The 25,392-nt window shown below is 73.2% G+C and carries 25 protein-coding genes; 6 read left to right on the top strand and 19 right to left on the bottom strand.

Translation table 11 applies throughout. The features are described 5' to 3' along the window. Positions 1-3: 3 nt before the first annotated feature. From larC to uxaC, 13 genes are all read right to left on the bottom strand, one after another. Positions 4-1,170 (bottom strand): nickel pincer cofactor biosynthesis protein LarC, encoded by a 1,167-nt coding sequence (gene larC / locus ACQEVB_RS32895; RefSeq protein WP_432980879.1) that lies wholly within the window; start codon positions 1,168-1,170, stop codon positions 4-6. Beyond that, complete coding sequence (gene larB / locus ACQEVB_RS32900; RefSeq protein WP_432980882.1) at positions 1,167-1,832, bottom strand: nickel pincer cofactor biosynthesis protein LarB; 666 nt, start codon at positions 1,830-1,832, stop codon at positions 1,167-1,169. Before larB ends, larC begins: the two co-directional genes overlap by 4 nt. Then, positions 1,829-2,641: an ATP-dependent sacrificial sulfur transferase LarE gene (gene larE / locus ACQEVB_RS32905; protein WP_432980885.1), complete on the bottom strand. Its 813-nt coding sequence runs from the start codon at positions 2,639-2,641 to the stop codon at positions 1,829-1,831. The genes larB and larE overlap by 4 nt, the downstream gene beginning before the upstream one ends. 5 nt (positions 2,642-2,646) lie before the next feature. Further along, complete coding sequence (locus ACQEVB_RS32910; RefSeq protein WP_432980888.1) at positions 2,647-3,528, bottom strand: carbohydrate ABC transporter permease; 882 nt, start codon at positions 3,526-3,528, stop codon at positions 2,647-2,649. Positions 3,529-3,530: 2 nt separating this feature from the next. After that, on the bottom strand, positions 3,531-4,490 hold the full coding sequence (locus ACQEVB_RS32915; RefSeq protein WP_432980891.1) for a carbohydrate ABC transporter permease: 960 nt from the start codon (positions 4,488-4,490) through the stop codon (positions 3,531-3,533). Continuing rightward, entirely contained in the window at positions 4,487-5,821 is a 1,335-nt protein-coding gene (locus ACQEVB_RS32920) for an ABC transporter substrate-binding protein (RefSeq protein WP_432980894.1), read from the bottom strand. Before ACQEVB_RS32920 ends, ACQEVB_RS32915 begins: the two co-directional genes overlap by 4 nt. A 102-nt stretch (positions 5,822-5,923) precedes the next feature. Then, positions 5,924-6,445: a gluconokinase gene (locus ACQEVB_RS32925; RefSeq protein WP_432980897.1), complete on the bottom strand. Its 522-nt coding sequence runs from the start codon at positions 6,443-6,445 to the stop codon at positions 5,924-5,926. Then, positions 6,442-7,467, bottom strand: a complete 1,026-nt coding sequence (locus tag ACQEVB_RS32930) for a Gfo/Idh/MocA family protein (RefSeq protein WP_432980900.1) — start codon at positions 7,465-7,467, stop codon at positions 6,442-6,444. Before ACQEVB_RS32930 ends, ACQEVB_RS32925 begins: the two co-directional genes overlap by 4 nt. Beyond that, a complete protein-coding gene (locus ACQEVB_RS32935; RefSeq protein WP_432980903.1) occupies positions 7,464-8,357 on the bottom strand; it encodes a sugar phosphate isomerase/epimerase family protein in 894 nt (297 codons plus the stop codon). Before ACQEVB_RS32935 ends, ACQEVB_RS32930 begins: the two co-directional genes overlap by 4 nt. Next, complete coding sequence (locus ACQEVB_RS32940; protein WP_432980906.1) at positions 8,357-9,406, bottom strand: Gfo/Idh/MocA family protein; 1,050 nt, start codon at positions 9,404-9,406, stop codon at positions 8,357-8,359. Before ACQEVB_RS32940 ends, ACQEVB_RS32935 begins: the two co-directional genes overlap by 1 nt. A gap of 13 nt (positions 9,407-9,419) precedes the next feature. After that, the gene (locus ACQEVB_RS32945; RefSeq protein WP_432980909.1) at positions 9,420-10,247 is read right to left on the bottom strand and encodes a sugar phosphate isomerase/epimerase family protein; all 828 of its coding nucleotides are present in this window, start codon (positions 10,245-10,247) and stop codon (positions 9,420-9,422) included. 3 nt (positions 10,248-10,250) lie between these two features. Further along, positions 10,251-11,549 (bottom strand): mannitol dehydrogenase family protein, encoded by a 1,299-nt coding sequence (locus tag ACQEVB_RS32950; RefSeq protein ID WP_432980912.1) that lies wholly within the window; start codon positions 11,547-11,549, stop codon positions 10,251-10,253. Further along, the gene (gene uxaC, locus ACQEVB_RS32955) at positions 11,546-12,985 is read right to left on the bottom strand and encodes a glucuronate isomerase (protein ID WP_432980915.1); all 1,440 of its coding nucleotides are present in this window, start codon (positions 12,983-12,985) and stop codon (positions 11,546-11,548) included. Before uxaC ends, ACQEVB_RS32950 begins: the two co-directional genes overlap by 4 nt. Positions 12,986-13,084: 99 nt before the next feature. Here uxaC and ACQEVB_RS32960 point away from each other — a divergent pair, with 99 nt between their 5' ends. After that, positions 13,085-14,374 (top strand): lactate racemase domain-containing protein, encoded by a 1,290-nt coding sequence (locus ACQEVB_RS32960; RefSeq protein ID WP_432980918.1) that lies wholly within the window; start codon positions 13,085-13,087, stop codon positions 14,372-14,374. On the opposite strand, the gene ACQEVB_RS32965 is transcribed toward ACQEVB_RS32960, so the two are convergent. Both ACQEVB_RS32965 and ACQEVB_RS32970 read right to left on the bottom strand, forming a co-directional pair. After that, complete coding sequence (locus ACQEVB_RS32965) at positions 14,275-15,378, bottom strand: LacI family DNA-binding transcriptional regulator (protein WP_432980921.1); 1,104 nt, start codon at positions 15,376-15,378, stop codon at positions 14,275-14,277. The genes ACQEVB_RS32960 and ACQEVB_RS32965 overlap by 100 nt on opposite strands. A gap of 46 nt (positions 15,379-15,424) precedes the next feature. Then, positions 15,425-16,564: an FAD-dependent oxidoreductase gene (locus ACQEVB_RS32970; protein ID WP_432980924.1), complete on the bottom strand. Its 1,140-nt coding sequence runs from the start codon at positions 16,562-16,564 to the stop codon at positions 15,425-15,427. Positions 16,565-16,630: 66 nt separating this feature from the next. Here ACQEVB_RS32970 and ACQEVB_RS32975 point away from each other — a divergent pair, with 66 nt between their 5' ends. Continuing rightward, positions 16,631-17,341 (top strand): TetR/AcrR family transcriptional regulator, encoded by a 711-nt coding sequence (locus tag ACQEVB_RS32975; protein ID WP_432980927.1) that lies wholly within the window; start codon positions 16,631-16,633, stop codon positions 17,339-17,341. A 75-nt stretch (positions 17,342-17,416) separates the two neighbouring features. On the opposite strand, the gene ACQEVB_RS32980 is transcribed toward ACQEVB_RS32975, so the two are convergent. Then, a complete protein-coding gene (locus ACQEVB_RS32980; RefSeq protein WP_432980930.1) occupies positions 17,417-17,947 on the bottom strand; it encodes a GNAT family N-acetyltransferase in 531 nt (176 codons plus the stop codon). 75 nt (positions 17,948-18,022) lie between these two features. On the opposite strand from ACQEVB_RS32980, the gene ACQEVB_RS32985 reads away from it, so the two are divergent. Further along, entirely contained in the window at positions 18,023-18,787 is a 765-nt protein-coding gene (locus ACQEVB_RS32985) for an SDR family oxidoreductase (RefSeq protein ID WP_432980933.1), read from the top strand. 13 nt (positions 18,788-18,800) lie between these two features. Here ACQEVB_RS32985 and ACQEVB_RS32990 read toward each other — a convergent pair whose 3' ends face one another. After that, a complete protein-coding gene (locus ACQEVB_RS32990) occupies positions 18,801-19,970 on the bottom strand; it encodes an ATP-grasp domain-containing protein (protein ID WP_432980936.1) in 1,170 nt (389 codons plus the stop codon). A gap of 273 nt (positions 19,971-20,243) precedes the next feature. Between ACQEVB_RS32990 and ACQEVB_RS32995 the strand changes: the two genes are divergently transcribed. Further along, positions 20,244-20,687 (top strand): nitroreductase/quinone reductase family protein, encoded by a 444-nt coding sequence (locus ACQEVB_RS32995; RefSeq protein WP_432980939.1) that lies wholly within the window; start codon positions 20,244-20,246, stop codon positions 20,685-20,687. Positions 20,688-20,912: 225 nt separating this feature from the next. Here the strand turns inward: ACQEVB_RS32995 and ACQEVB_RS33000 are convergent, their stop codons facing one another. Continuing rightward, the gene (locus tag ACQEVB_RS33000; protein WP_432980942.1) at positions 20,913-21,869 is read right to left on the bottom strand and encodes an alpha/beta fold hydrolase; all 957 of its coding nucleotides are present in this window, start codon (positions 21,867-21,869) and stop codon (positions 20,913-20,915) included. A gap of 150 nt (positions 21,870-22,019) precedes the next feature. Here ACQEVB_RS33000 and ACQEVB_RS33005 point away from each other — a divergent pair, with 150 nt between their 5' ends. Beyond that, on the top strand, positions 22,020-23,024 hold the full coding sequence (locus tag ACQEVB_RS33005) for a cation diffusion facilitator family transporter (protein ID WP_432980945.1): 1,005 nt from the start codon (positions 22,020-22,022) through the stop codon (positions 23,022-23,024). 359 nt (positions 23,025-23,383) lie between these two features. Then, positions 23,384-24,217, top strand: coding sequence for an LLM class flavin-dependent oxidoreductase (locus tag ACQEVB_RS33010; RefSeq protein WP_432980948.1), 834 nt, complete (start codon positions 23,384-23,386; stop codon positions 24,215-24,217). Between the two features lies 1 nt (position 24,218). Here ACQEVB_RS33010 and ACQEVB_RS33015 read toward each other — a convergent pair whose 3' ends face one another. Then, positions 24,219-25,343 carry a cytochrome P450 gene (locus ACQEVB_RS33015; RefSeq protein ID WP_432980951.1) on the bottom strand — a complete coding sequence of 375 codons (1,125 nt, stop codon included), beginning with the start codon at positions 25,341-25,343 and terminating at the stop codon, positions 24,219-24,221. Positions 25,344-25,392: the final 49 nt, after the last annotated feature.

Below are 25,392 nucleotides of genomic sequence, written 5' to 3' on the forward strand. Positions count from 1 at the left end.
TGATCATTGTGCCGGCGGGCCGGCGCGCCCGGCCTCGCGGGCGGCCTCGGCCACCTCCCGCAGGGAGCGGCCCAGCGCCACCGCTGCGGCCGCGACGTCGTCGTGCTCCGGCTTGGCGCCCCACGGCCCGTGCTTGAGGCGGATCGGGTGGCCGTCGACGACGACCGTGGTCGTGCGGCGGGGGAGCACCACCCGTTCGACGGTGCGGCGGCGTGCACCGAGGCTGCCGGTCTCGCGCACCAGCAGCGTCTCCAGCTCGGCGGCGCGCTCGGGCGCCACCAGCACGTGCACGACGTGCCCGGGTCGCGACTTCTTCATCGTGGCCGGGGTGACCCACGCGTCCGCAGCGCCGGCGGCCAGCGCGCGGCCGAGCAGGTGCCCCAGCACCTCGCCGGGTACGTCGTCGACGGTGGTCTCCAGCTCCACGACCGTCTCGGTGGTGCCCACGGGGACGACGGGCTCGCCGAGGAGCGCCTGCAACACGTTCGGGCGGTCGGGGTCGTCGCGCCCGCCCGCGCCGTACCCGACCACGCGGACGGTCATGTCCGGGACCGGCCCGAACACCGCGCCGGCGGCGTGCAGGAGCGCGATGCCGGTCGGCGTGACGGTCTCCCCGCGCGCCGCGACGCCGCTCACCCGGGCGCCGGAACGGGCCAGCAGCGCGGCCGTCGCGGGGGCCGGGAGCGGCAGGGTGCCGTGCGCGCTCTCCACCGTGCCGGTGCCGACGGGCAGCGGCCCGCAGTACACGGCGGTCACGTCGAGCAGGTGCAGCGCCGCTGCGACGCCGACGGTGTCGACGACCGTGTCCACGCCGCCGATCTCGTGCAGGTGCACGTCGGCGGGGTCGCTGCCGTGCAGCGCGCCCTCCACCTCGGCCAACGCGGTGACGGCACGGGCGGCCAGCTCGGCGACGGGCGCGGGGCGGGCCCGGCCGATGATCTCCAGGAGCTCGGCGGCGTGCCGGTGCGGCGGCTGCGGCTCCACCTCGACGACGGCGCGCGTGGCCTGCAGCGCGCCCCGCGCCACCGGCTCGACGCTGAGGTCCCAGCCGGTCAGGCCGGTCGAGGCGACGGCGGCGCGCACTTCGTCGAGCGGCGCGCCGAGGCCCAGCAGCGCGCCGAGCAGCATGTCACCGGAGACGCCGCCGAGCGGGTTGCACCAGAGGATCACGAGCGGGTGCGGGCGATGCGGTGCGCGGCCATGGCCGCCCCGAACCCGGAGTCGATGTTGACGACGGTGATGCCCGCCGCGCACGACGACAGCATCGCGAGCAGCGCCGTGACGCCCTCGAACGTGGCGCCGTAGCCGACGGACGTCGGCACCGCGATCACCGGGCTGCCGACCAGCCCCGCGACCACGCTCGGCATCGCACCCTCCATGCCGGCGATGCAGATGACGGCGTCGGCGGCGGCGATGCGCTCGCGCACCGCCAGCAGCCGGTGGATGCCGGCCACCCCGACGTCGTGGATCGCATCGACGACCAGCCCGATCGCGCCGGCGACCGCTGCCGCCTCGGCGGCCACCGGCCCGTCGGAGGTGCCGGCGGCGACCACGGCGACGGTGAACGTGCCGGGCGGGGCGGCCCGCCAGTGCAGCAGCCGCGCTCGCGGATCGTGGACGCCCCCGGGCACGGCGGCCAGCACGGCCTCGGCGACCTCCGGCTCCACCCGGGTGACGAGCACCGGCCCGGTGTTGGCGTCCAGCAGGCTGATGACCACGCCGGCGATCTGCGCGGGCTCCTTGCCCGGCCCGTAGACCACCTCGGGCAGGCCGAGCCGGGCCTCGCGGTCGGTGTCGGGGCGGGCCCAGTCCAGGTCGCGGAATCCCGTCACCGTTGCACGGCCGGCATGCCGAGGAGCACGTTCATGCGGCCGCTCGCGAAGCCGTCGAGGTCCAGCGCGCAGAAGGTGAAGCCGGCTGCGTGGACGGCCGCGGCGATGTCCGCGCGGCGCTCGTGGGCGGCGTCGAACGCGTCGGTCGGCAGCTCGATCCGGGCCACCGCGCCGCCCCCGTGCACCCGTACGCGGCAGACCCCGAAGCCCAGGTCGTGCAGGGCGTCCTCGGCGGCCTCGATGCGGGCCAGCAGCTCGGGTGTGACGGGTTCGCCGTACGCGACGCGCGAGGCGAGGCACGCCGCCGCCGGCTTGTCGGCGGTCTCCAGGCCCAGCTCGGCGCTGATGGCGCGCACGTCGGCCTTGGAGAGTCCGGCATCGACGAACGGGGCGATCGCGCCGCGCGCGGCCGCGGCCTGCTGACCGGGGCGGTGGTCGCCCAGGTCGTCGAGGTTGGTGCCCAGCGCGACCGCGCCGCCGGAGAGCGCAGCCAGCGGGGCCAGCGCGTCCAGCAGCGCCGACTTGCAGTGCGCGCACCGGTCGGCGCCGTTGGCCACGTACTCCGGTCGCTCGGCCTCGTCGGTGCGCACCTCGACGTGCGGCACGCCGTGGCGACGCGCGAACGCCGCCGCGGCCCGCCGCTCCCGGTCGGGGAGGCTCGGCGACACCGCGGTGACGGCGAGCGCCCGCTCGCCGAGCACCCGGTGTGCCGCGACGGCGAGCAACGCCGAGTCGGCGCCCCCGGAGAAGGCCACGACCAGCGCACGTTCCTGTGCCAGCCGTGCCTCGAGCCGGTCGAGCGCGTGCATGGGCCCTAGCCCTTCTCCCCACCGGCCGCGAGTCCGCCGACGAGCTGTCGCTGGAAGATCATGTACAGGATGACGACGGGTGCCGAGGAGATCAGCGACGCCACCATCAGTTGACCGTACAACGGAAGCCCGCCGAGCTCGGTGCTCGCGGCGAACACCTGCAGCTTCACCGCCACCGTCTGCGTCTCCGGGACCGTGAGCACGGCCGCGAACAGCACGTCGTTCCAGCCCACGAGCAGGGAGAACACCATGCTGATGATCATGCCCGGCAAGGACAGCGGGAAGATGATCTTCCGCAGGGCGCCGAACCGCGAGAGGCCGTCCAGCATCGCGGCCTCCTCGAAGGAGATCGGGATCTGGCGCAGGTAGGTCACCATCAGCCACGTCGCGAACGGGATGGCGAACGTCAGGTACGTGATGATCAGCGCCGGCCGGGTGCCGACCAGCTGGATGCCCAGCGCGTTGCCCAGCGACGAGAACATCACGAACAGCGGCAGGATGATCATCACGCCGGGCACGCTCTGCAGCCCGACCAGCGAGTTGAGGTACAGCCGCCGGCCGAAGAACGTGAACCGCGTCAGGCAGAACGCGGCGCCCAGCCCGAAGATCGTCGCGATGGCCCCGGCGACGATCGACGCGATCAGGCTGTTCAGCAGGCCGCCCGCCAGGTCGACCGTGCGCCACACGTCGACCCAGTTGTCCAGCACGAAGTGCGACGGCCACAGCTCGCCGGCCGCCGCCTCGATGTCCGGGCTGAGCGAGATGATCAGCATGTACAGCACCGGCAGCAGCCAGAGCAGCAGCAGCGTGATCGTGAGCCACTGCAGCCACTTCGGCACGATCCGGAACGGGTCGCGGCGCACGGGCGCGTTCTCGACGACGGCCACCGTCACTCCTCTCCGACGTTCGCGGTGAGCCGCGACGCCCGCAGGTAGATCACGGCCGGGATCAGCATCAGTACGAGCGAGATCACCGCCATCGCGCCGCCGAGCCCGAACCGGAACACCTGGAACGAGGTCTGGAAGACGTTCACCGGCAGCGTCAGCGCCGCATCGGGGGCCGGCGTGCCGAGCAGCACGAACGGCAGCGTGAAGTTGTTGAAGTGGGCCAGCGTCGAGAGCAGCAGGCCCAGCAGCAGCTGCCCGCGCAGCTGCGGCAGCACCACGAAGCGGATCTTCTGGCGCCACGTGGCGCCGTCGATGTCGGCGGCCTCGTACAGCTCGCTGGGGATGTTCTGCAGGCCGGCCATCGCCATCATGTACAGGAACGGCCACGACGCCCAGACGTCGACGAGCACCAGCGCCCAGAAGGCGTTGCCGCCGATCAGCCACTGCGTGTGCTCGATGCCGAACCAGCCGAGGACCTGGTTGCCGGCCCCGCTCGGCTGCAGGATGAACCGCCACAGCGTCGCGGTGACGAACGACGGCAGCACGTACGGGATGAGGAACGCCGAGCGGATCAGCGCGCGGCCGCGGAAGCGCGTGTTGAGCGCCATCGCGGCGAGGATCCCCAGCGGGGCGGCGAACAGCGTGGTCAGCAGCGAGAACGCCACGCTGATCCACACCGAGTGCAGCAGGTTGGCCGTGGCCAGCGCCTCGAGGTAGTTGTCGAGGGCGACGAACGGTGCGCTGAAGAACCGCCGCAGCGTGTACTGGTCGAGGTCGATGAAGCTGATGTAGACCGCGATCAGGAACGGGATCGCGATGACGACGATCAGCAGGAGCAGGTTGGGCCACATCAACCACAGCGGCCGAGCGCCGGAGGTCGCCCGGCGGCTGCGGGGAGAGGCGGCCGGCGGAGCCGGCGGCGGGGTCGCCGCCGCCGACTCGACCAGTGCCTGGTCGGTCACTTCGCCCGGGCCAGCGCCGACTGCGCCGTAGCGTTGGCCTTGCTCAGCAGGTCACGCACGGCGGCCGGGTCGTACTGGCCCTTCGCGAGCGCCGGCAGCGACTGCACGACCACGTTCTGCACGCCGTTCTGGATCTCCGCCCAGGCCCCGGTGAACGCGGTCGGCGTGGACTGGGCCTCGATCTCCAGGAACGGGGCGAGCAGCTTGTTCTGGGCACCCAGCTGCTTCATCGCCTCGGCGTTGGTGGGCAGGTTCCCGAACGCCTTGAAGTTGGCCAGCTGCTGGTCGGTGCTGGTGAGCAGGTCGACGAACGCCAGCGCGAGGTCCTTGTTCTTCGTGTAGGACGCGATGGCGATGTTGTCGCCGGACACGATCGACGCGGCCGGCTGCCCGTTCGCGGGGCGCTGGGTCTGGCCGGGCGCGACGGTGGGCAGCGCGGCGAACGCGTACTTGCCCTTGACGGAGGACTTGTCCAGCGCGGGGATCACCGTCGCGGTGCCCATCGGCAGCATCGCGGCCTTGCCCTGGCCGAACGCCGCGATGGCGTCGCCGTTCTTCCAGCCGACGCTCGCCGGGTCGGCGATCTTCTGCTTGGTGAGCAGGTCGAAGTAGCTCGTCACGGCCTTCTCGACCTCGGGCGAGGTCAGCTGTGCCGTCTTCTTGTCAGCGCTGACGAACGAGCCGCCCTGCTGCGCCGTCATCGCCCACACGAACTTCCACGGGTCGAACCCGTCGCCGTAGGTCAGCGTCGTGCCGTACACCCCGGCCTTGGGGTCGGTCAGCTTCTGCGCGTCCGCGACGTACTCGTCCCACGTCGTGGGCGGGGCGGTGATCCCGGCCTTGGCGAACATCTCGGTGTTGTAGACGACCGAGAACGGGCGCATCGCGACCGGGACGCCGATCTGCTTCGACTTGTCCGGCCCGGACATCCCGAGCGTCTCGGGGATGTAGCGCTCGCGACCGCCGATCTTCGCCCAGTCGGCGTCGGACAGTTCGAGGAACCCGCCGGTGCCGTACGCGACCGGGGTGAAGGTGGTGCCCAGGCTGTAGACGTCGGGCCCCGTGCCGCTGACGATGGAGGACTGGATCTTCGTCGTCTCCTCGGCGGAGCTCGAGTAGGTTTCGATCACCAGATCGGCACCGGTCTTCGCCTTGAACGCGGCGGTGAGATCCTTCGTCCAGGTCGCCCACTCGTTCGGGTAATTGGGCTGGGAACCCAAGAAGACCGTCAGGGAGCCGGGCCCGGACGCGGCGCCGCCACCGCATGCTGCCAGCACACTTGCCGTGGTGACGGCGGCGAGAATGGCACCCGCCTTACGCAGCCAATGCATTCTGCTGTCCTTCCATCGGCCGCCCACATTGGCGGCGCGTTGCGGGATCGTATGGGTGTCCCGCGAGGGGTTGGAACGGATTGCCACTTGTTGCCTGAGGCCCTACGGAGGTGGTGCGGGGCGCAGGCCCAGGCGCGTGACGACCTCGGTGGCCATGGCGGCCGGGGTGCCGGCCGCGTCCACCGTGACGACGTTCTCGTCGGGTCCCGGCTCCTCCAGCGTGGCGAGCTGGGAGTCGAGCAGTGCGGCCGGCATGTAGTGCCCGGTCCTGGCCCGCAGCCGGTCCGCGAGCAGCTCGCGGCTGCCCGCGACGTGCACGAACACGACGTCCGGGTCCGGGGGGTCGCCGCGCAGCCGGTCGCGGTAGATCCGCCGCAGCGCCGAGCACGTGATCACCCCGGGTCGGCCCGTGGACGTGCGCGCGCGGATCCACGCCGCCACGTCGTCGAGCCACGGCCACCGGTCCTCGTCGGTCAGCGGATGGCCGGCGTGCATCTTCGCCACGTTCGCGGGCGGGTGCAGGTCGTCGCCCTCCTGCAGGTCCCACCCCAGCCGCCCGGCGAGCAGCGCGGCAAGGGTCGACTTCCCGCTGCCGGACACCCCCATCACCACAAGGACGGTCATCGGGTGATCCCCGGGCTCTGCTCGTAGACGGCGTCGATGATGCGCAGCGTCTCCAGCCCCACGGCCGCGTCGAGCCAGAACGGCTTGCGCGCGCGGACGTGCTGGTGGAAGTCGGTGATCAGCGCGGTGTGCGACACGCCCCAATAGTCGCGCTGACCCGTCCCCGTCGCCTCCGGGCGCGTCACCTCCACCCGGCCGTCGTCGTGCCGGACGACGAGGTCGGTGTCGAGCCGGATGCTGGCGCTGTCGGTGACGATCTCGACGACGATCGGCGCGTTCTCCACGTCGCAGTTGGTGGCGTGGAAGACGGAACTGATCTCGGCGCTGATCTCGGCGTCCCCGTCGGCGCGGTGGTGCAGCTGGATCGCCGCCGTGTCCTCCACCTCGATGACGTCGCTGAGCCCGAGGGTCGCCGCGATCCCCTTCACGTCGGTGACCGGGCCGAGGTACCACTGCAGCAGGTCCAGCGTGTGGATCGCCTGGTTCATCAGCACCCCGCCGCCCGCCGTCGCCCAGCGGCCGCGCCAGTCGCGGTCGGCGTAGTAGGCGGCGTCGCGGTGCCAGCTCACCGACGCGCGCCCGCCCACCGGGGTGCCGACGGCGCCGGTGTCGAGCAGCTCGCGCAGCTTCCGCGAGGTGTCGTTGTAGCGGTTCTGGAAGCACACCCCGAGCACCGCTTCGCTGTCCTCTGCGGCCATGGCCAGCCGCTCGCCCGCCGTGAGGCTGTGCGCGAGCGGCTTCTCCACCAGCACCGACACGTCCCTGGTCAGGCACTCGACGGCGTGGTCCGCGTGCAGGTGGTGGGGCGTGCACAGGTGCACGACGTCCGGTTCGACGGCGTCGAGCAGCTCGGTGAGGGACGCGAAGCCCGGGGCACCGGTCCGCGCCTCTGCCGCCGCCCGCCGGCCCTCGTGGGGCTCGCAGACGCCGACGACGGTCGAGTCCGGCACAGCGGCGACGGCGTCGATGTGCACCGCGGAGATGTCCCCGCAGCCGACGACGGCCACGCGCAGCTCGCTCATGACCGCTCCAGCGGCAGGTTCGCCAGCGCCCAGTCCCGGGCCACCTGGTGGCACTCGCGGTTGGGCAGCGACGGCACGTCGACCTCGATCATGTAGTCGCCGGTGAAGTCGGCCGGGAACGCGGCGACGCACGCGGCGAGGTCGATCTGCCCGCGGCCCGGTTCGGCCCAGATCGAGCCGGGCCGGGTCGCCTCCTGGTAGGTCAGCCCGTCCGCCTTCGCGATCATGATGCCGTCCGCGAAGGTGTCCTTCAGGTGCGCACCACCGGCGATCCGGTCTGAGTAGTCGCGCAGCACCGCAGGAACGTCCATGCCGGCCCACGCCATGTGCCCGGTGTCGGGGCCGAACCCGAGCAGGTCCGGGTCGACGCCGTCGAGCACGGCGCGGACCTCCTGCTCGGTCTCGATCCACCCGCCGACGTGCGGGTGCAGGACCGCCGTGACGCCCTCGGCCTGCATCGCCGTCGCGACGGCGGCCACCCCGTCGACGACGACCGCCAGCCGGTCGGCGTCGAAGTCGGTGCCGACGGCCGGCCGGAGCTGGCGGGGCTGGTCGCGCGGCACGGTCGTGGAGACCATGCAGTGCGTCTGGCCGAAGCCGGCCTGCCGCGCGGCGAACACGCGCGCGGCCTCGGCCTGCTCGGCGTGCCGGCTCGCGTCGTCGAACGTGCCGGGGAACAGCGACAGCGCCGGCGCCATGCCGAACGACTCCAGCCACGACAGGTAGTCGGCCGGGTCGAGGTCGTCGGGCACGTCCGCCTTCACCGCGGTGTAGCCCAGCTCGGCCAGCTCGGTGAGCGCCGGCCCCAGGACGCGGGTGGTGCGCTCGGCCCTGCCGTCGATCAGCCAGTACGCGATCGGGTTGACGGCGAGCCGCGGGCCGGCGCTCATCACTGCGGGCCGATCTGCACGGGGCGCCCGGTCGACGCCGACTCGTACAGCGCGAGGATCACCGACAGCGCCGTGCGCGCCTGGGTGGTGCCGACGCGCGGCGCCCGGCCGGTGGTGACCGCGTCGACGAAGTCCGCGAGCTGCGCGCGGTGCGCGAGCCCGAGGCCGTGCACGACGACGTCGTGGTCCTCGGCCGTGACCTGGTTGGCCGCCGCGCCCTCCGGCATCCCGATCTCCGCGGCCTCGCCGACGGTCTCGTGCACGAACACGAGCTCGTCGTCGGAGATCACGGCCGAGCCCTTCGAGCCGTACACGCGCAGGCTGGCGTCCAGGCCGGGGTACGCGGCGGTGGTGCCGTGGATCATGCCGAGCGCGCCGGACGCGAACTTCACGACGGCCACCGCGGTGTCCTCGACCTCGATGCGCTCGTGCGCGAGGCAGGCGGTGTAGGCGAACACCTCGACCGGCGTGCCCATGGTCGCGCAGAGCAGGTCGATGGTGTGCACGGTCTGGTTCATGATCGCGCCGCCGCCGTCGAGCGCCCAGGTGCCGCGCCAGTCCCCGGAGTCGTAGTAGGTCTGGCCGCGCCACCACGCGTGCGACGCGACCGCCGAGGTCAGCGTGCCCAGCCGGCCGGCGGCGACGGCGGCGAGCACCTTCTCGGTGGAGTGGTCGAACCGGTGCTGCGAGATCACCGCGACGGTCTTCCCGGTCCGCTTCTCCGCGTCGATCACGCGGTCGGCGGCGGCCAGGGTCACGTCGAGCGGCTTCTCCACGACGACGTGCTTGCCGGCCTCGAGCGCGGACACCGCGCCGTCGGCGTGCAGCCCGCTGGGGGTGCAGATCGTGACGGCATCCACCTGGTCGTCGGCGAGCACCGCGTCGAGGTCGTCGGAGGCGCGCGCCCCGTACTGCTCGGCCAGCGCCTGCGCCTTCGCCAGGTCGGTGTCGACCACGACGGCGAGCCGGGCGACGTCGGCCAGCTCCGCGAGCGCCTTGGCGTGCACCTTGCCGATGACCCCGGCGCCGAGCACGGCGAACCTGATCATGAGTAAGCCTCTTTCATGAATACGCAAGCCCTTCGCTGTCGAGCAGGCCGGTGAAGGCCCGGGTGGCCCGGGTGAAGTTCTCCGGGCCGGAGAGTGCCCCGAACGCGGTGTACGAGCCCAGGTGCGGCTCCATGGAGAAGAACCCGTCGAAGCCGTCGGCGGCCAGCGCGCGCACGGTCTCGCGCAGCTCGCCGTCACCCTCGCCGGCCGGCACGACCTCGCCGGTCGCCAGCAGGGCGTCCTTGATCTGCACGTAGACGGTGTACGGCCGCAGCGCCGCGTAGCCCTGCGTGAACGGGCGCACCCCGACCTGCACGTAGTTGGCGGGGTCCCAGGCCAGCCGCAGGGTCGGCGAGCCCACCGACTCGACGATGTCGAGCACCCGCTCGGGCACGTCGCCGTAGATGTCCTTCTCGTTCTCGTGCAGCAGGACCACGCCGGTCGGCTCGGCCCGGGCGGTCAGCGCTGCCATCCGCCGCAGCACCTCGTCGCGGTGCGCCTCCGGCGGCTGGTCGGGCCGCAGGAAGAACGAGAAGATCCGGATGAACGGGGCCTCCAGCCGCGCGGCCACCTCGAGCGCCCGGTCGGCGCGCACCAGGTGCGCGTCGAAGTCGTCGGCGATGTTGACCTTCCCGAGCGGCGAGCCGATGGAGGAGACGCGGATGTCGTGCTTCGCCAGGGTCTGCGCGACCTGGTCGATCTGCTCGTCGGACAGGTCGAGCACGTTCGTGCCCCACGCGCTGCGGAACTCGATGTGGGTGATGCCGAGCTCGTTCAGCGTCTCGCACTGCAGGGTCAGGTCGGGGTCGATCTCGTCGGCGAAGCCGGACAGGGTCCACATGTCCTATCCCTCCAACTCGGTGGCGAGCCGGGCGACGGCGGCGTGCACGCGCTCGTCCGGCATGTCGATGCGGGTCAGGACGCGTCGCACCGCGTCGTGGAGGTCGCCGCCGGCGAGTGATCTCAGCTCGTCGGCGGCGACGTCTGTGACGGGCGCGCCGCGCCCGCGGAGGTGGAGCACCCAGGCGGCGAGGATGCGGGTGGCCCCGTCCGGAATGTGGCCCGATCGCACCTCTTCGCTCAGGACGGGCCACACGCGCACGGGCACCTTCTGCGACCCGTCCGCCGCGATCTGGCGCAGCAGGTGCCGGATGCGCGGGTTCGCGTAGCGCTCCAGCAGGGCCGCGCGGTAGTCGGCGATCTCCGTCGCGGGCAGCGGGAGGTGCCGCGCCGCGACGTCCCACCACTGCTCCACCCAGCCGCGCACCACGGGGTCGGCGATGGCCTCGGCCACCGTCTCGTGCCCGCGGATGCTGCCCGCGTACGCCATGAGCGAGTGGGAGCCGTTGAGCAGCCAGAGCTTCCGGTGCTCCCACGGCTCCACGTCGGTGACGAACCGCGCGCCGGCGTTCTCCCAGGCCGGCCGGCCGGCCGGGAACTCGCCCGCCAGCACCCACTCCGTGTACGGCTCGGTGACGACGGCACTGATGGGGACGTCCGACGTCGGCCGCGGGGTGATCCGGTCGACCATCGTCGTGACGAAGGCGCACGAGCCGTCGATCCAGGAGGCGAGCTGCGGATCGACCGTCACCGCCAGCTCGCCCACCACGGCCGCGGCCACCGCGCCGTTGCCGGGCAGGTTGTCGCAGGGCACCACGGCCACGCCGGGCAGCCCGGCGGCGCGGCGAACCGCGAGCCCCAGCACGAGCTTCGCCGGCGCGGTGGTCACCTCGGCGGACGTCCCGTGCGCCTGCAGAGCGGCGATGTCCGCTGCGACTGCGGGATCGTCCCGGTCGAGGTGCCCGCCGCGCACGCGGTAGCCGGCCTCGGTGACGGTCGTGGTGACCACCGCGAGCCCGTCCAGCCCGAAGGTCTTGCGCCAGGTGTCGAGGTCCCCGCTCACCGACGCCACCGAGTCGATGATCTCCATGCGGTCGCCGTCTGCAGCGCGCACGAACAGCAGGTAGCGGCCCTGCGCGGGATCGTCGACGACGTCCCTGCTGCGTCCGGTGAACGCCGCGATGCCCCAGCCGTCGCCCGCGTGCTCGGTGTACCAGGCCTGGTGCGCGCGGAAGAAGTTGCCGGCTCCCAGGTGCGCGATCCGCACCGGGGGAGGCGGACCCTTGCGCAGCAGTCGCGTCACAGCTTGAACGCCACCCTCGGGTTCACCGTCACCAGGTCGTGCGCGGTCTCCGCGGCCTCGTCCTCGTCGAGCCGATGGGTGGCGACGAGCTCGGCCAGGTAGGCGCTGTCCAGCCGCCGCGACATGTCGTGGCGGGCCGGGATCGAGCAGAACGCGCGCGTGTCGTCGATGAACCCGGACGTGCGGGAGAACCCGGCCGTCTCCGTGACGGCCCCGCGGAACCGGCGGATCGCCTCCGGCGCGTCCAGGAACCACCACGGCACGCCTGCGAAGACGCTCGGGTAGAAGCCGGCCAGCGGCGCGATCTCGCGGGAGTACACCGTCTCGTCCACCGTGAACAGCACGAGGTGGAAGCCGTCCGCGGTGCCGTAGCGCGCCAGCAGCGGCTGCAGCGCGCGGGTGAACTCGACGGTGGTCGGGATGTCGCAGCCGACGTCGGCGCCGAAGCGCTCGAAGGTCGGGGTGTGGTGGTTGCGGTAGATCCCAGGGTGCAGGGTCATCACCAGCCCGTCCTCGACGGACATGCGCGCCATCTCCAGCAGCAGGTGCCGGCGCAGCGCCGTGGCCTCCGCGGCGGACGCCCGGCCGGCGCGGGCGGCGGTGAAGATCCGCTCGGCGTCGGCGAGGTCCAGGGGCGTCGTGTCGATGTCGGGGTGGGAGTGGTCGGCCGACACCGCGCCGTGGTCGACGAAGTAGCGGCGGCGGGCCTCCAGCGCGGCGATGAAGCCCTTGAAGTCGCCGGTGTCGGTGTCCGCGGCGCCGCCGAGCGCCTCGACGAGCTGCGGCCAGTCCGCGCGGGCGGGCTCGAGGTAGCGGTCCGGCCGGAACGTGGGCAGCACCCGCGTCGCGACGGACGCGTCGTCGCGGATCGCGGCGTGGGCGGCCAGGTCGTCGCAGGGATCGTCGGTGGTGGCCAGGACCTCGATGCCGAAGCGGGCCAGCAGCTCGCGCGGCCGGAAGTCCGGCCGCTGCAGCGTCTCCGCGATCCGGTCGTAGATCGCGTCGGCGCTCGCCGCGGACGGGCGCTCGGTGACGCCGAAGATCTCGCTGAGCTCGCTCTCCAACCAGAACCGGCTCGGGGTGCCGCGGAACGCCGACCAGTGCGTGCACAGCGCCCGCCAGGCCGCGCGGGCGCCGTCCGGCGTCAGTTCGGCCGAGCCCGCGCCCAGGTCGCTCAGCGGCACCCCGGCCGCGTGCAGCAGGCGGACGACGTAGTGGTCGGGCGAGATCAGCAGGGACGTCGGGTCGCCGAACGGCGTGTTCTCGGCGATCCACTGCGGCGGGACGTGCCCGTGCGGCGAGATGATCGGGAGGTCCCGGATCCCCTCGTAGAGCCTGCGCGCGATGGCGCGGATCGACGGGTCGGCCGGTAGCAGCCGATCCGGGTGAGGCCGTTGCGCCGATCTCTCGGCCGCCCCCTGAGCATCACCGGTCATGCCGCGGATCGTCGTGCGGGGCGTCGCGTCCTATCCAGAAGTTGCCGGAAGTTGTCTGGCCGGTTGTGACTTCGTGAAGCGGGAAGCAGGCTGGAGCGCATGACGGTCGTGCGTGACCTCCCGGCCGGGCTGGCGGCGTCGGCCGCGCGCCTCGGCGACGCGTCCGGCGTGCTCGACGACGACCAGGTCAGCGCGTTCATCCACGAGCAGCTGTCGGCGCACCCGTTCGACGGGCGCAGCGTCTGCGTGCTGGTGCCCGACGCCACCCGCACCTGCCCGTTGCCGCTGCTGATGCAGGCGGTGCACGGCGCGCTGCACGGCCGGGCCAGCCGGATCACCGTGCTCGTCGCGCTGGGCACGCACGCGGCCATGGGGGAGGAGGCGCTGGCCCGCCACCTCGGCTACGCGCCCGGCGAGCTGGAGGCGACCTATCCCGGCGTGACGGTCGTCAACCACGAGTGGTGGCGGCCCGACGCGTTCGCCGATCTCGGCACGGTGCCCGCGGCGCGGATCCGGGAGCTGTCCGAGGGCCGCATGGAGCTCGACGTGCCGGTGCTGCTCAACCGGGCCGTCGTCGAGCACGACGTGGCGCTGGTGGTGGGTCCCGTGCTGCCGCACGAGGTGGTCGGCATCTCCGGCGGCAACAAGTACTTCTTCCCCGGCGTCGGCGGCCAGCGGATCATCGACGTCTCGCACTGGCTGGGCGCGCTGATCACCTCCGCGGAGATCATCGGCACCACCGGCACCACGCCCGTTCGCGCGCTGATCGACGACGGAGCGGCGCTGATCCCGGCGGAGAAGCTCGCGGTCTCCGTCGTGACGAGCGAGGGGCCGGAACTGCACTCGGTGTCGTTCGGCGAGGTCAGGGCGTCGTGGGCGTCGGCGGCGGAGGTCTGCGCCGCCACCCACGTCACCTACCTCGACGCGCCGGTCGGCCGGGTGCTCTCGCTCGTCCCCGAGATGTACGGCGAGATCTGGACCGCGGCGAAGGGCTTCTACAAGGTCGAACCGGTGGTCCGGGACGGGGGCGAGGTGATCCTCTACGCCCCGCACGTCACCGAGATCGCGTCCAGCCACCCGGAGATCCACGAGGTCGGTTACCACTGCCGGGACTGGTTCGTGCACCAGTGGGACCGCTTCTCGCACATCCACTGGGGCGTGCTCGCGCACTCCACGCACCTGCGCGGCGCCGGCACGTACGACCCGGCGACCGGCGAGGAGCGGCTGCGGGTGCGGGTCACCCTCGCCACCGGTATCCCCGAGGACGTCTGCCGGTCGGTGAACCTCGGCTACCTCGACCCGGCGTCCGTGGACCCCGCGGCCTTCGCCGCCGAGCCGGACACGCTGGTGGTGCCGCGGGCCGGGGAGATGCTGTACCGCCTGCGCTGATCGACGGGCAGGCAGGCACCGGTCGAGCCGCGCACCACGAGGCGGATCGGCAGCACCAGCGTCTCGCCGCTGGTGTGGGCGCCCGCCGCCAGCGCGAGGACGTTGCCCACACCGGCCTCGCCCATCTTGCGGCGCGGCGCGGTCACGGTGGTCAGCGGCGGGTCCACGACCTCGCCGAGCAGCACGTTGTCGAACCCGACCACGCTGACCTCCTGCGGCACCCGGACCCCGAGATGGGTGAGTCCCTTGATCACGCCCACGGCGAGCGCGTCGTTGTAGGCGAGCACCGCCGTCGCGCCCTCCTCGACGACGCGGGCGGCCGTCGCGAAGCCCGTGTAGATGGTCGGTGCGGCGTCGGGATCGATCCGCCGGATGCGCAGCTCCAGCTCCATCCCGGCTTCGCGCAGCGCCCGCCAGCGCATGCCCTCCGGCCAGCTCGCGGCCGGCCCGGCCACGTAGGTGATGGTGTCGTGGCCCAGCTCGCCGAGGTGCTCGGCGGCGCGCCGGATGCCGCGTGCCTGGTCGGCGACGATGCAGGAGATGTCGGGCATCTGCCGGTTGAGCAGAACCAGCGGTTTCTGCTTCGCGATCGTGCGGATCGCCGAGTCGCTCATCCGGGAGCTGGCCAGCACCACGCCCTCGACGAGGTCGAGCGTGCGCTCGATGACGTCGCGCTCCACCGACCCCTGCTCCGACGAGTCGGAGAGCAGCAGCGCGTACCCGGCAAGCCGCGCCGCTTCCTCGGCGCCCTTGATGATCTCTCCGTAGAACGGGTTGGTGATGTCGGAGACCATCAGCGCCACCGCGCCGGTCTGCTTCGCGGTGCCCGCACCGAGCGTGCCGGTGATCCTGGTGGCCCGGTACCCGATGCGCTCGGCCGCCTCGAAGATCGCGCGCGCCGTGTCGGAGTTGACCCGACCCGGGCGGGCGTACGCGCGGGACACGGTGGAGGCCGCCACACCTGCCTCGCGTGCGACGTCGTAGATCGTCGGGCGGCCACCCACCCCGGCACACTATGGGGCGCCCGGGAGGGGTGCAACGACGGACGGCTCAGGCAGCCGCGCCGCGGAAGAACCGCGCCAGGTCCTGCGCGGCGGTCGGGCCGAGGATCATGTCGTGGATCCGCGTGCCCTCCGCGGCGATCGCTGCGGTGCGCGGGAACATCTCCTCCTCGTAGACGCGCAGGGCCGACGCGACGTCGGGCTGCTCGACCAGCGCCCGGGAGAGCAGCAGGGCGTCCAGCATGGCCTGGTTGGCCCCCTCGCCGGCCGACGGCATGAGATGGGCCGCGTCACCGATCAAGGTGACGTCGGGCCGCGGCGCCCAGCGCAGCCCCACCGGCAGCACCTCCCGAGGCCGCACCGCGATCGGACCGCTCGTCGCCATGACGAGCGCGGCGTGCTCGGGCGCCCAGCCGTCGAGGAACCGGTCGACGAGCATCGGGCGGGCGGTGTCGGGGTCGTCGAACGGGATGCCGCACGTGTCGGCCCAGTCCTGCGGCAGTGCGTCGCTCAGGTAGACGCGGATGGTGCCGTCGCCGTTGCGCTGGGCGGCGAGGCAGCGGCACTCGCCCAGCGCCCAGTACGAGCCGCGGCCGACCGCGGCGGCGACGGCCGGTGCCGTGCGGTCCGCGTCGGGGATGCTCATCTCGATCATCGTCACGCCGGAGTAGCGCGGCTCGACGTCGGTCAGCAGCGGCCGGACCCGCGAGTTCGCGCCGTCGGCGCCGACGAGGAGATCGGTCTCGACCGCGGCGCCGGTCAGATTCAACCGGTGCCCGCCGCCGGGCCGCGGCTGCGCCGCGAGGCACCGGCGCCCCCACTGCACGACGTCGTCGGGCAGCGCGCCGAGCAGCAGGTCGCGCAGGGCGCTGCGGTCGATCTCGGGCCGGGCCAGCGGGGCGTCGTCGGGGGTCACCGCGCGGACCAGCACGGTGCCGGCGCTGTCGAGCAGGACCATGTCCTGGCCCTCTCCGCGGGCCACCGCCCGGAACCGTGCCTCCAGCCCGGCCTCGCGCAGCGCCAGCTGGCCGGACGGTACGTGGAGGTCGAGCGTGCCGCCCTGGTCGCGGGCGGCCGGGCCGGCGTCGCGCTCGTACACGGTGACGGGGACGCCGGCGCGGTGCAGGAGGACGGCGAGCACGAGGCCGCCGGGTCCGGCGCCGACGACGGTGACGTGAGGGGTCGACATGAGGTCTCCGATTCTCGATACGATGTATCGTACGATACACTGTATCGAACATGCTACTGTTCGCGGGTGACCGCAGGACGACCCGCGCCCGCCGGCCCCGTCTGGGACCGCCCGGAACCGCCGTCCCGCGCCGCGCTGAGCCCGCTCTCGCGCGAGCGGATCGTCGCCGCCGCGATCGCGCTCGCCGACGCCGACGGGCTCGGCGCCGTCTCGCTGCGGAAGGTGGGTGCTGCGCTCGACGCCGGACCCATGCGGCTCTACGGCTACCTGTCCACCAAGGACGAGCTGCTCGACCTCATGGCCGACGCCGTGCACGGCGAGATCGAGCTCCCGCTCGACGCGGGCTGGCGGGAGACGCTGCGGGCACTGGCCACCGGCATCCGCGCTGCCGCCCTGCGCCACCCCTGGTTCACGGAGCTGGCCGGTGGGCGGCCGAACATCGGGCCGCACGCGCTCGGCGTCATGGAGGCGGCGCTGGCCGCGCTGGACCGCTCGGGCCGGTTTGCCGACATCGACGAGATGATGTCCGCGCGGGGCACCGTCACCGCCTACGTGATCGGCGCCGTGCGGAGCGAGATCGCCGAGCAGCAGGTGGAGCGCGCGAGCGGCGTGTCGGAGGCCGAGTGGCGGACCGCGACCGGCCCGTACCTGAAGCGCATGCTCGCCACGGGCCGCTACCCCACGCTCGCCCGGTTCGTCCGCGAAGGGGCGGACCGCAGCGCCGAGGAGTGGTTCACCGCCGGCCTGGAGACCGTGCTCGACGGCCTCGGCCAGTAGGACAGCGGCTGGGGACGGTCGAGGGGCCACGCCGGTTCGTGAGGGGTCCTGCGCCACCGGCGCGGAGCGGGGTCACTACAAGGAGTCGAACGGCGGGGCGTAGTGGAACGTGCCGGGCGGGACCGGCGCGGCACCGAACGTGCGCGCCTGGAACGCGCCACCCCAGCTGGCGTCGGGGGACGCGATGCCCGCCTCCACGGCCGGCCGGAACCCGAAGCGGCGGTAGTAGCGCGGCGCGCCCAGCAGGCACACGATCCTCTCGTCGACGGCCTCCGCCGCGCCCAGCAGCGCGTGCATGAGGGCGCTGCCGACGCCCCGCCCGTGCCAGGCGGGCAGCACCCCGAGCGGGCCGACGCCCAGTGCGGGCGTGCCGGCCGGGTCGATCGTCCCGCGGGTCGCGATCACGTGCCCGACGACGCCGGAGCCGTGGCCGTCGTCGACCGCCTCGGCGACGAGCGAGAAGGTCGGCACGAACCACGGCCCGGACCGCAGCTGCTCGGTCAGTCCGACCTCGACGGGCGTCCCGCCGTCGTCGCGGGCGAACGCCGCCAGATGCACTCCGCGCACGTCGATGTGGTCGGCGCGGACCTCCTGGCGGACGAGCACGCGCGGATGGTCGCGCGCGGCGACTACCGGTGCAAATCGGTTGCCCCGGACGGGGGACGAGAGATGCTGGCCTGTATGGAGCGACCGGTCGCACTCGTCACGGGGGTCAGCAGGCGCATCGGGATCGGGGCCACCGTCGCCCGGCACCTCGGTCGCGCGGGCCTCGACCTCGTCCTGCACGGCTGGTCGCCGGCCGACGCCGAGCAGCCGTGGGGTGCCGATCCCGACGGGGGTTCGGCGTTGCCCGGCGAGATCGCCGCCGAGAGCGGTGCGCGGGTCGAGCTGGTCTCCGCCGACCTGGCCGATCCGGCGGCGCCGGCTGCGGTGTTCGACGCCGCCGTGGCCGCCTTCGGGCACGTCGACGTGCTCGTGGCCAACCACGCGCGCAGCAGCAACCAGGACCTCGAGCACCTCACGGCCACGGAGATCGACCTGACCTACGCGATCAACACCCGGGCGACGCTGCTGCTGGTGCAGGAGTTCGCCCGCCGCCACGACGACGCGCGCCGCGGCCGCGTCGTCCTGACGACCTCGGGCCAGCACCGCGGCCCGATGCCCGGCGAACTGCCCTACATCGCGTCGAAGGGTGCGCTGCACCAGCTCACGGCGAGCCTGGCCGCGCACCTCGCGCCGCGCCGGATCACCGTCAACACCGTCGATCCCGGCGCCACCGACACCGGTTACGCCGACGCGGCCGCCCGCGCCTGGGTGCTCGAGCGGGAGCCGATGGGGCGCTGGGGCGAACCCGCCGACGCTGCCCGCCTGATCACGTGGCTGACCGGGCCGGACGCCGGGTGGGTCACCGGCCAGGTGATCGTCTCCAACGGCGGCGGGCCGTGAGGGTCGGCACGGCCTAGCCGCGGGGCCCGCCGCGCCGCCGGGCCACGCGCACGGCCCGGCGCAGGATGTTGAGCGTCGGAGCCGGGTCCCGCAGCGACACCACCGCGTGCGTGGTGTGCCGGTGCGGCACCAGCCCGCGCAGCGCGGCGCCGGCGTGCCCGTCCAGCAGGGTGCCCCAGAGCGCCATGGCGTCCTCCTCTGACCGGAACCGCACGCCGGTGCGGTAACCCGCGAACGTCGGCCGGTGGCCGAGCAGCAGCGAGGTCCAGATCGCCGGCAGGTTCGCGCCGGCGGCGACCGCCAGGGCGAGCGAGTGGTAGATGCGCGGGTTCAGGTCGATGACGTGGTGCGCCCCGCCGGCGCTGATCATCTGCAGGTTGAACAGACCGCTCCAGCCGAGGTCGGCCATCAGCGCCCGCGCCGCGCGGTCGACCTCCGGCTCGACCGGCACGGTGCGCGCGGAGCAGACGACCCCGCAGTCCAGCGGCCACGTGCGGTCGGCCAGCTTGTGCACGGCGGCCACCACCTCGCCGCGCCACGCCACCCCGTTGACGGTGCGGATCGGGCCGACGACGTAGGGCTGCACCAGCCCGGCCTGATCGGGCAGGCCGGTCAGCGCGGCGGTCAGCGCGGCCTCGTCGCGCGCCTGCACGACCTCGAAGCGCTGCAGCACGTCGCCGTCCCAGAGCTCGGAGCGCACCGGCTTCACGACCACCGGGTAGCGGGGCGCGACCCGTCCGGCACGCAGGTCGTCGAGGGTGACCAGGTGCGTCGGCGGCACGGCGAACCCGGCCGCCGACGCCCGCGCGGCGAGGCTCTGCTTGTCGGTGGCTGCGATCGTCAGCTCGGGGGGCGGAGCGCCGACGGCCACCTCGGCCGGGAAGAGCCCGCGGTGCTCGCCGAGCGCGAGCAGGGCGGGCTCGGTGCCGGGCAGCACGACCCCGGCGCCGAGGCGGCTGGCCGCCTTGGCCAGCTCGCCGGCGAACGACAGCGGGTCGGCCCGCGGATCGGTGACGCGGACGGACCCGGCGGCTGCGCGGGACAGCGCACCGTACGTTCCGTCGACCGGGTCAGCGACCCAGGGCTCGTAGCCGGCGGCGCGGAGGGCCCGAACGGCGGCGAGCCCTCCGGTGTACTCGCCACCGCTCACGAGCACACGGGTGCCTCGATCGCCGAACTCCACCGGAGCACCGTAGGGGGTCGGCCATGGTCGGCGCGCGCCCCCTCTCGGCAATTTACGCCACAGTGACCCCGTTGTGGTGGCGAGCGGCTGTGGATTCGCTGTGGACGGTCGGACCGGCAATGCCGCGAATTGTCCGATTTGCGCGCGAAATGATCACTCATGGTTTCCCGGACCAGCCGGTCATGCGTGAGCGAGAGCACTGCTCTTGACGGGATCACCTGAAGAGTGTTCACTGTTCACAACAGAGAGCACTGATCTCCCTCGGAGGACCCGATGACCAGCCGCACCTTCCCGCTCACCCGCGCCGACCGCATGGTCGGCGTCGCCGTCACCGGCCTCGCCAAGGTCGGCCTCAGCCTGCTGGGCAGCCGGGTGCTGGCCGTCCGCGGCCGCAAGAGCGGTGAGCTGCGCACCGTCCCGGTCAACCTGCTCACCGTCGACGGGCAGCGCTACCTCGTGGCCCCGCGCGGCCAGGTGCAGTGGGTGCGCAACCTGCGCGTCGCGGGGGAGGGCGAGCTGCGGATCGGCCGGCGCACGGAGCGGTTCGTCGCGGAGGAGCTCGCCGATTCGGCGAAGGTGCCGGTGCTGCGCGAGTACCTGCGCAAGTGGGCGTGGGAGGTCGGGCGGTTCTTCGACGGTCTCGACGCCTCGTCCGATGATGCGGCGCTGCTCGCCGCTGCCCCCGACTTCCCGGCATTCCGGGTGCTCGCGCCCTAGGAGGGCGGGAGAAGCTTTTCAACCGGGTACCGGCGGAGGCTCCCCAGCCCACCGGCCCCGGTCATGAACTGCAACGCCCCGGGTGGCCGAGAGGTTCGCCCGATCCACGCCCTCCGCCGAACGGGCTGACACGGTCGGTGATCGGTCGATCGGTGCTGGGCAGGTCGGCGGTAGCCGTTGAACGACGAGTGGTCGCAGGTCGTCGCCACATGGGCGAGTCGCCGGTCAGCCCAGTGAGGCCGCGAACGCCAGCAGCGCGGAGTTCACCTCATCGGGTCGTTCCTGCTGGGTCCAGTGGCCGCAGCCCGGCAGGAGAGTCACCCCGCGCAGGTCGGCCACCGTGTGCGCCATCGTCTCCGCGAGCTGGTCCGCCGTCCGGCCGCCGACCACGAGGTCGAACTCGCCCGCCAGGTACCGCGCCGGCGGCGTCACGAGCGCGCCCCGCCAGGCGGCGGTGAGCGCCCAGTTGCGGTCCAGGTTCCGGTACCAGTTGAGCCCGCCGGTGAAGCCGTGCTCCGCGAACGCCGCCGTGTAGACGTCGAGGTCGTGCTCGGTGAGCCAGTCCGGGAGGCTGGCCGGCTCAGGCATGCCGGCGACGAACCCACCCTCGGCCGTCGGCGCGCTCGGTGTGCCCGAACCCGAGGTGGCGGTGAGCATGCGGCGCAGGAACCCGCGCGGGTCGGCGGCCAGCTCCGCGTCCGCCAGTCCCGGCTCCTGGAAGTGGAGCATGTAGTGGTGCGGTCCGAAGCGGTGCGCGATCGCCTCGGTCGGCGGGCGCTGCGACCGACGATCCAGTGGGACGGAGAGGGCCAACACGCCGCGGACCCGGTCCGGCCGCAGCAGCGCGGTGTGCCAGGCGACCGGGGCGCCCCAGTCGTGACCGACCACGACGGCCCGCGCCGCGCCGACGGCGTCGAGCACGCCGATCGCGTCGCCGACCAGGTGCAGCACCGTGTACGCGTCGATCGGGGTGGGCGCGTCGCTGCTGCCGTAGCCGCGCTGGTCGGGGGCCACCGCGTGGTAGCCGGCCGCGGCCAGGGCGTCCAACTGGTGACGCCACGAGTACCAGCACTCGGGGAAGCCGTGCAGCAGCAGGACCACCGGCCCGTCGGCGGGGCCGGACTCGGCGAGGTGCAGCGAGATCCCGCCGACGTCGACCGTGCGATGCGTGATCTCCGGCATGGCGCGACAGTAGTGTCCCGCGCCGGACATTCACCGCACCTGCGTTGCCGTCCTTGCAAGGAGGCCGGTCCGAGCTGCGGCGCGCCTTCCGAGGAACGACCTGGATCCACCGACTCGCGCCCCGAATTCCCGGGCGGGACACTGACGGCCGTGGCGGGGAACGAGTCCGGTGGCGAGTCCACCCTGACGGTGCTGGTGGCGCTCGCCGCGAACGCGGCGATCGGCGTGCTCAAGCTCGTGGCCGGGCTCATGACGGGCTCGGCGGCGATGCTCGCGGAGGCAGCGCACTCCGCGGCCGACACCGCCACCGAGGGCCTGCTGCTCACGGCCCTGCGCCGGTCGGAGCGCGAGGCGGACCGGAGGCACCCGTTCGGCTACGGCAAGGAGCGGTTCTTCTGGGCGCTCATCGCCGCGGTGTCGATCTTCGTCTCGGGCGGGGTGTTCGCGATCTACGAGGGCGTGCGCACGCTCGCCGGCGAGGAGGGCGAGCAGACGCTGGCCTGGCTCGCGTACGCGGTGCTGGGCGCGTCGTTCGTGCTGGAGGGCATCTCGTGGGCGCAGGCCGTGCGGCAGGTGCGCAGCGAGGCGCGGGCGCACGAGCAGACCGTCCGGCAGTTCCTGCGCGCGACCGACGACCCCACCGTCAAGACGGTGTTCTTCGAGGACAGTGCGGCGCTGGTCGGCCTCCTGCTCGCCTTCGCAGGGGTGGGGTTGCACCAGCTCACCGGCTCAGCGGTCTGGGACGGGGTCGCGTCGCTGCTGATCGGCTTGCTGCTCACCGGCGTCGCGTACGTGCTCGGCCGCGCCAACAAGGGCCTGCTCATCGGGCGGCAGGCCGACCCGCGGCTCGTCTACGCGGTGCGCGACCGGCTGGCGGCGCGCCCGGAGGTGGAGAAGGTCGTGGACCTGCTCACCATGCAGCTGGGCACCGACCGCGTGCTCGTGTGCGCCCGCCTCGACTTCGACGACGCGCTCGGCGCCGCCGACCTCGAACGCGCCTGCGTCACCATCGACGCCGACCTGCGCGAGGAGTTCGCCGACCTCGACGAGATCTTCCTCGAGCCCGTCCCGCGCAGCGATCCCGTCGTGCGCGAGCGGGTGCTGCGCCGCTACGGGCCGGACGTCGGATCGGTGGGGCCGAGCATCCCGTCGTAGACCAGTCCGAGGACGCGTTCGAGGGTGGCCTGCCGGCCTCGAGCGTGTGCGGTGCGGCGAAGGCGTCGCCGGCGGAACGCGCGAGGCAGGCCCACCGCTGTCGGCGAAGTACTGCGCACCGTACGCCGGCACCGGGTCCAGTTACCGCACGTTGATCATGGGCAGAACGTGGTCCTGGATCGATCCCGCAACGACGTTTTGCCCATGATCACCGCAACCGCCGAGCCGCACGCCTGCCCCGGGCCGCCAGGCCTGCTCCTCTTCTCGCCGAGGGAGGGCCGAGACCGCCACTTGACAAGACCCCCAGTATCTCTAATGATTAGATATCAAACGTTAGAGGTCGACCGATGGAGGCCGTCATGAGCATCCCCGCCAAGCCGTTCCGGTTCGGGGTGGTCGCCACCCCGCAGGGCGCCGGGCCCGACCAGTGGATCGCGACCGCGCGCCGCGTCGAGGAGCTCGGCTACGAGTCGCTCCTGATGCCCGACGGGATCCAGCTGCTGTCGCCGTTCCCGTCGCTGACGCTGGCCGCGCACGTCACCGAACGGCTGCGAGTGGGCACGTTCGTGCTGGCCGGCCCCCTGCGCACGCCCTACCAGGCCGCGTGGGACGCGCACACCACCACGGTGCTGACCGGTGGCCGGTTCGACCTCGGCATCGGCACCGGCCGCCCGGTGGTCAAGGAGGCCGCCGCCACCGTCGGCCTGCCCTACGGCAGCGCGGCCGAGCGACTGGCGCAGGTGGAGCGGACCGTGGAGATCCTGCGCGAGCTCGACGGCGACGTCCGCACGCCGGTGCTGATGGCCGCGGGTGGGCCGAAGTCGCGCGCCGTGGCGGCCCGGCTCGCCGACACCGTCACGCTCGCCGCCGACGCCCTCGCGCCCCGCTCCGAGCTGGAGGCGATGGCCGCGTCCGTGCGCGCGGAGGCGGGGGACCGGGCCGACGACATCGAGCTGGCCATGAACATCTTCGTGGTCGGCGAGGAGCTGCCGCCGTGGACCGAGAAGTTCATCGGCGCCGATGTGCAGAGCCTCATCGCTGCCGACTCGATGACGATGCTGCGCGGCACCACCGACGAGATCGTCGACGAGCTGCAGCGCCGCCGGGAGACCATCGGCGTCTCGTCGATCTCGGTGAACCAGGCGTTCTTCGAGCAGCTCGCGCCCGTGGTGGAGCGGCTCGCCGGGAAGTGAGTCACCAGGTGACGGGCAACGCGGACACACTGCCGACCAGCCGGTCCGGCACCAGCCGCAGCTCGTCGACGGGCACCGCGAGCCGCAGGCCCGGCACCCGGCCGGCCAGCGCCGTCAGCACCTCGGCGAGCTCGGCGCGGGCCAGCGCGACGCCCTGGCAGAACCGCGGTCCGTACCCGAACGTCAGGTGCGGGTTGGGGGAGCGGGTGATGTCGAACCGCTCGGGCTCCGGGAACGTGGCGGCGTCGTGGTTGGCCGCGTCCAACCCGAGCAGCACCAGGTCGCCCTCGGCGACGGTCACCTCGCCCAGGTCCAGCTCGGCCGCGGCGTAGCGGGGCAGGCCGCCGTCGGTGCGGGTGCGCATCCCCGCCGGCCAGCCCGACCGCAGCGTCTCCTCGACGGCTGCCGGCACCAGCTCGTGGTCGGCGCAGAGCGCGCGCCACTGCTCGGGGTGCGTGGTGAGCAGCAGGACGGCCCGGTCGATCGCCGTCACCGTCGTCTCGAACCCGGCGAAGAGCAGGCCGGCGCCCAGTGCTGCGACGTCCGTGATCGGGTCCGGCCCGTCCGCTGCCGCGACGAGGTCGGACAGCACGTCGTCGGCCGGATCGGCGAGCTTCCGTTCGGCCAGCCCGTGGATGTACGCCCACAGCGCGCCGACGCCGCGCACGGAGCGCTGCTCGTCGACGGTGTCGGCGGCCTCGTCGGCCCAGCGGCGGAACGACTCGCGGTCGGCGTAGGGCACCCCGAGCAGCTCGCAGATCACCAGGCAGGGCAGCGGGAACGCCACCGCCTCGTGCAGATCGGCGGGCGGACCTCCGGCCAGCATGGCGTCGACGAGGCCGGTGGCGAGCTGCCGGATGCGGGGCCGCATCAGCTGCACCCGGCGCGCGGAGAACGCCGGGGCGAGCTGCCGGCGGCGCTCGGCGGCGCGGGCAGGCTCGCCGTCCGGGTCGTTGCCGTGCGGGCCGCCGAACAGCGCCGAACGGGACGTGCGGGACGCCCGTTCCGGGTGCCGGTGCGCGCGGCCGAGCAGGCGTTCCTGCAGGAGCGCGCGCACTTCGTCGTAGCTCTCGACGAGCCAGGCCGGGTCGCCGGTCGCCGTCTGCACCTGCCGCGCGGTGGTCATGCCCGTTCCAATCTGTCGTATACGACGCGTCGTATCGAACGTATCGCAG

It is taken from the genome of Pseudonocardia sp. CA-107938, from assembly GCF_050936315.1.
Taxonomy (GTDB): domain Bacteria; phylum Actinomycetota; class Actinomycetes; order Mycobacteriales; family Pseudonocardiaceae; genus Pseudonocardia.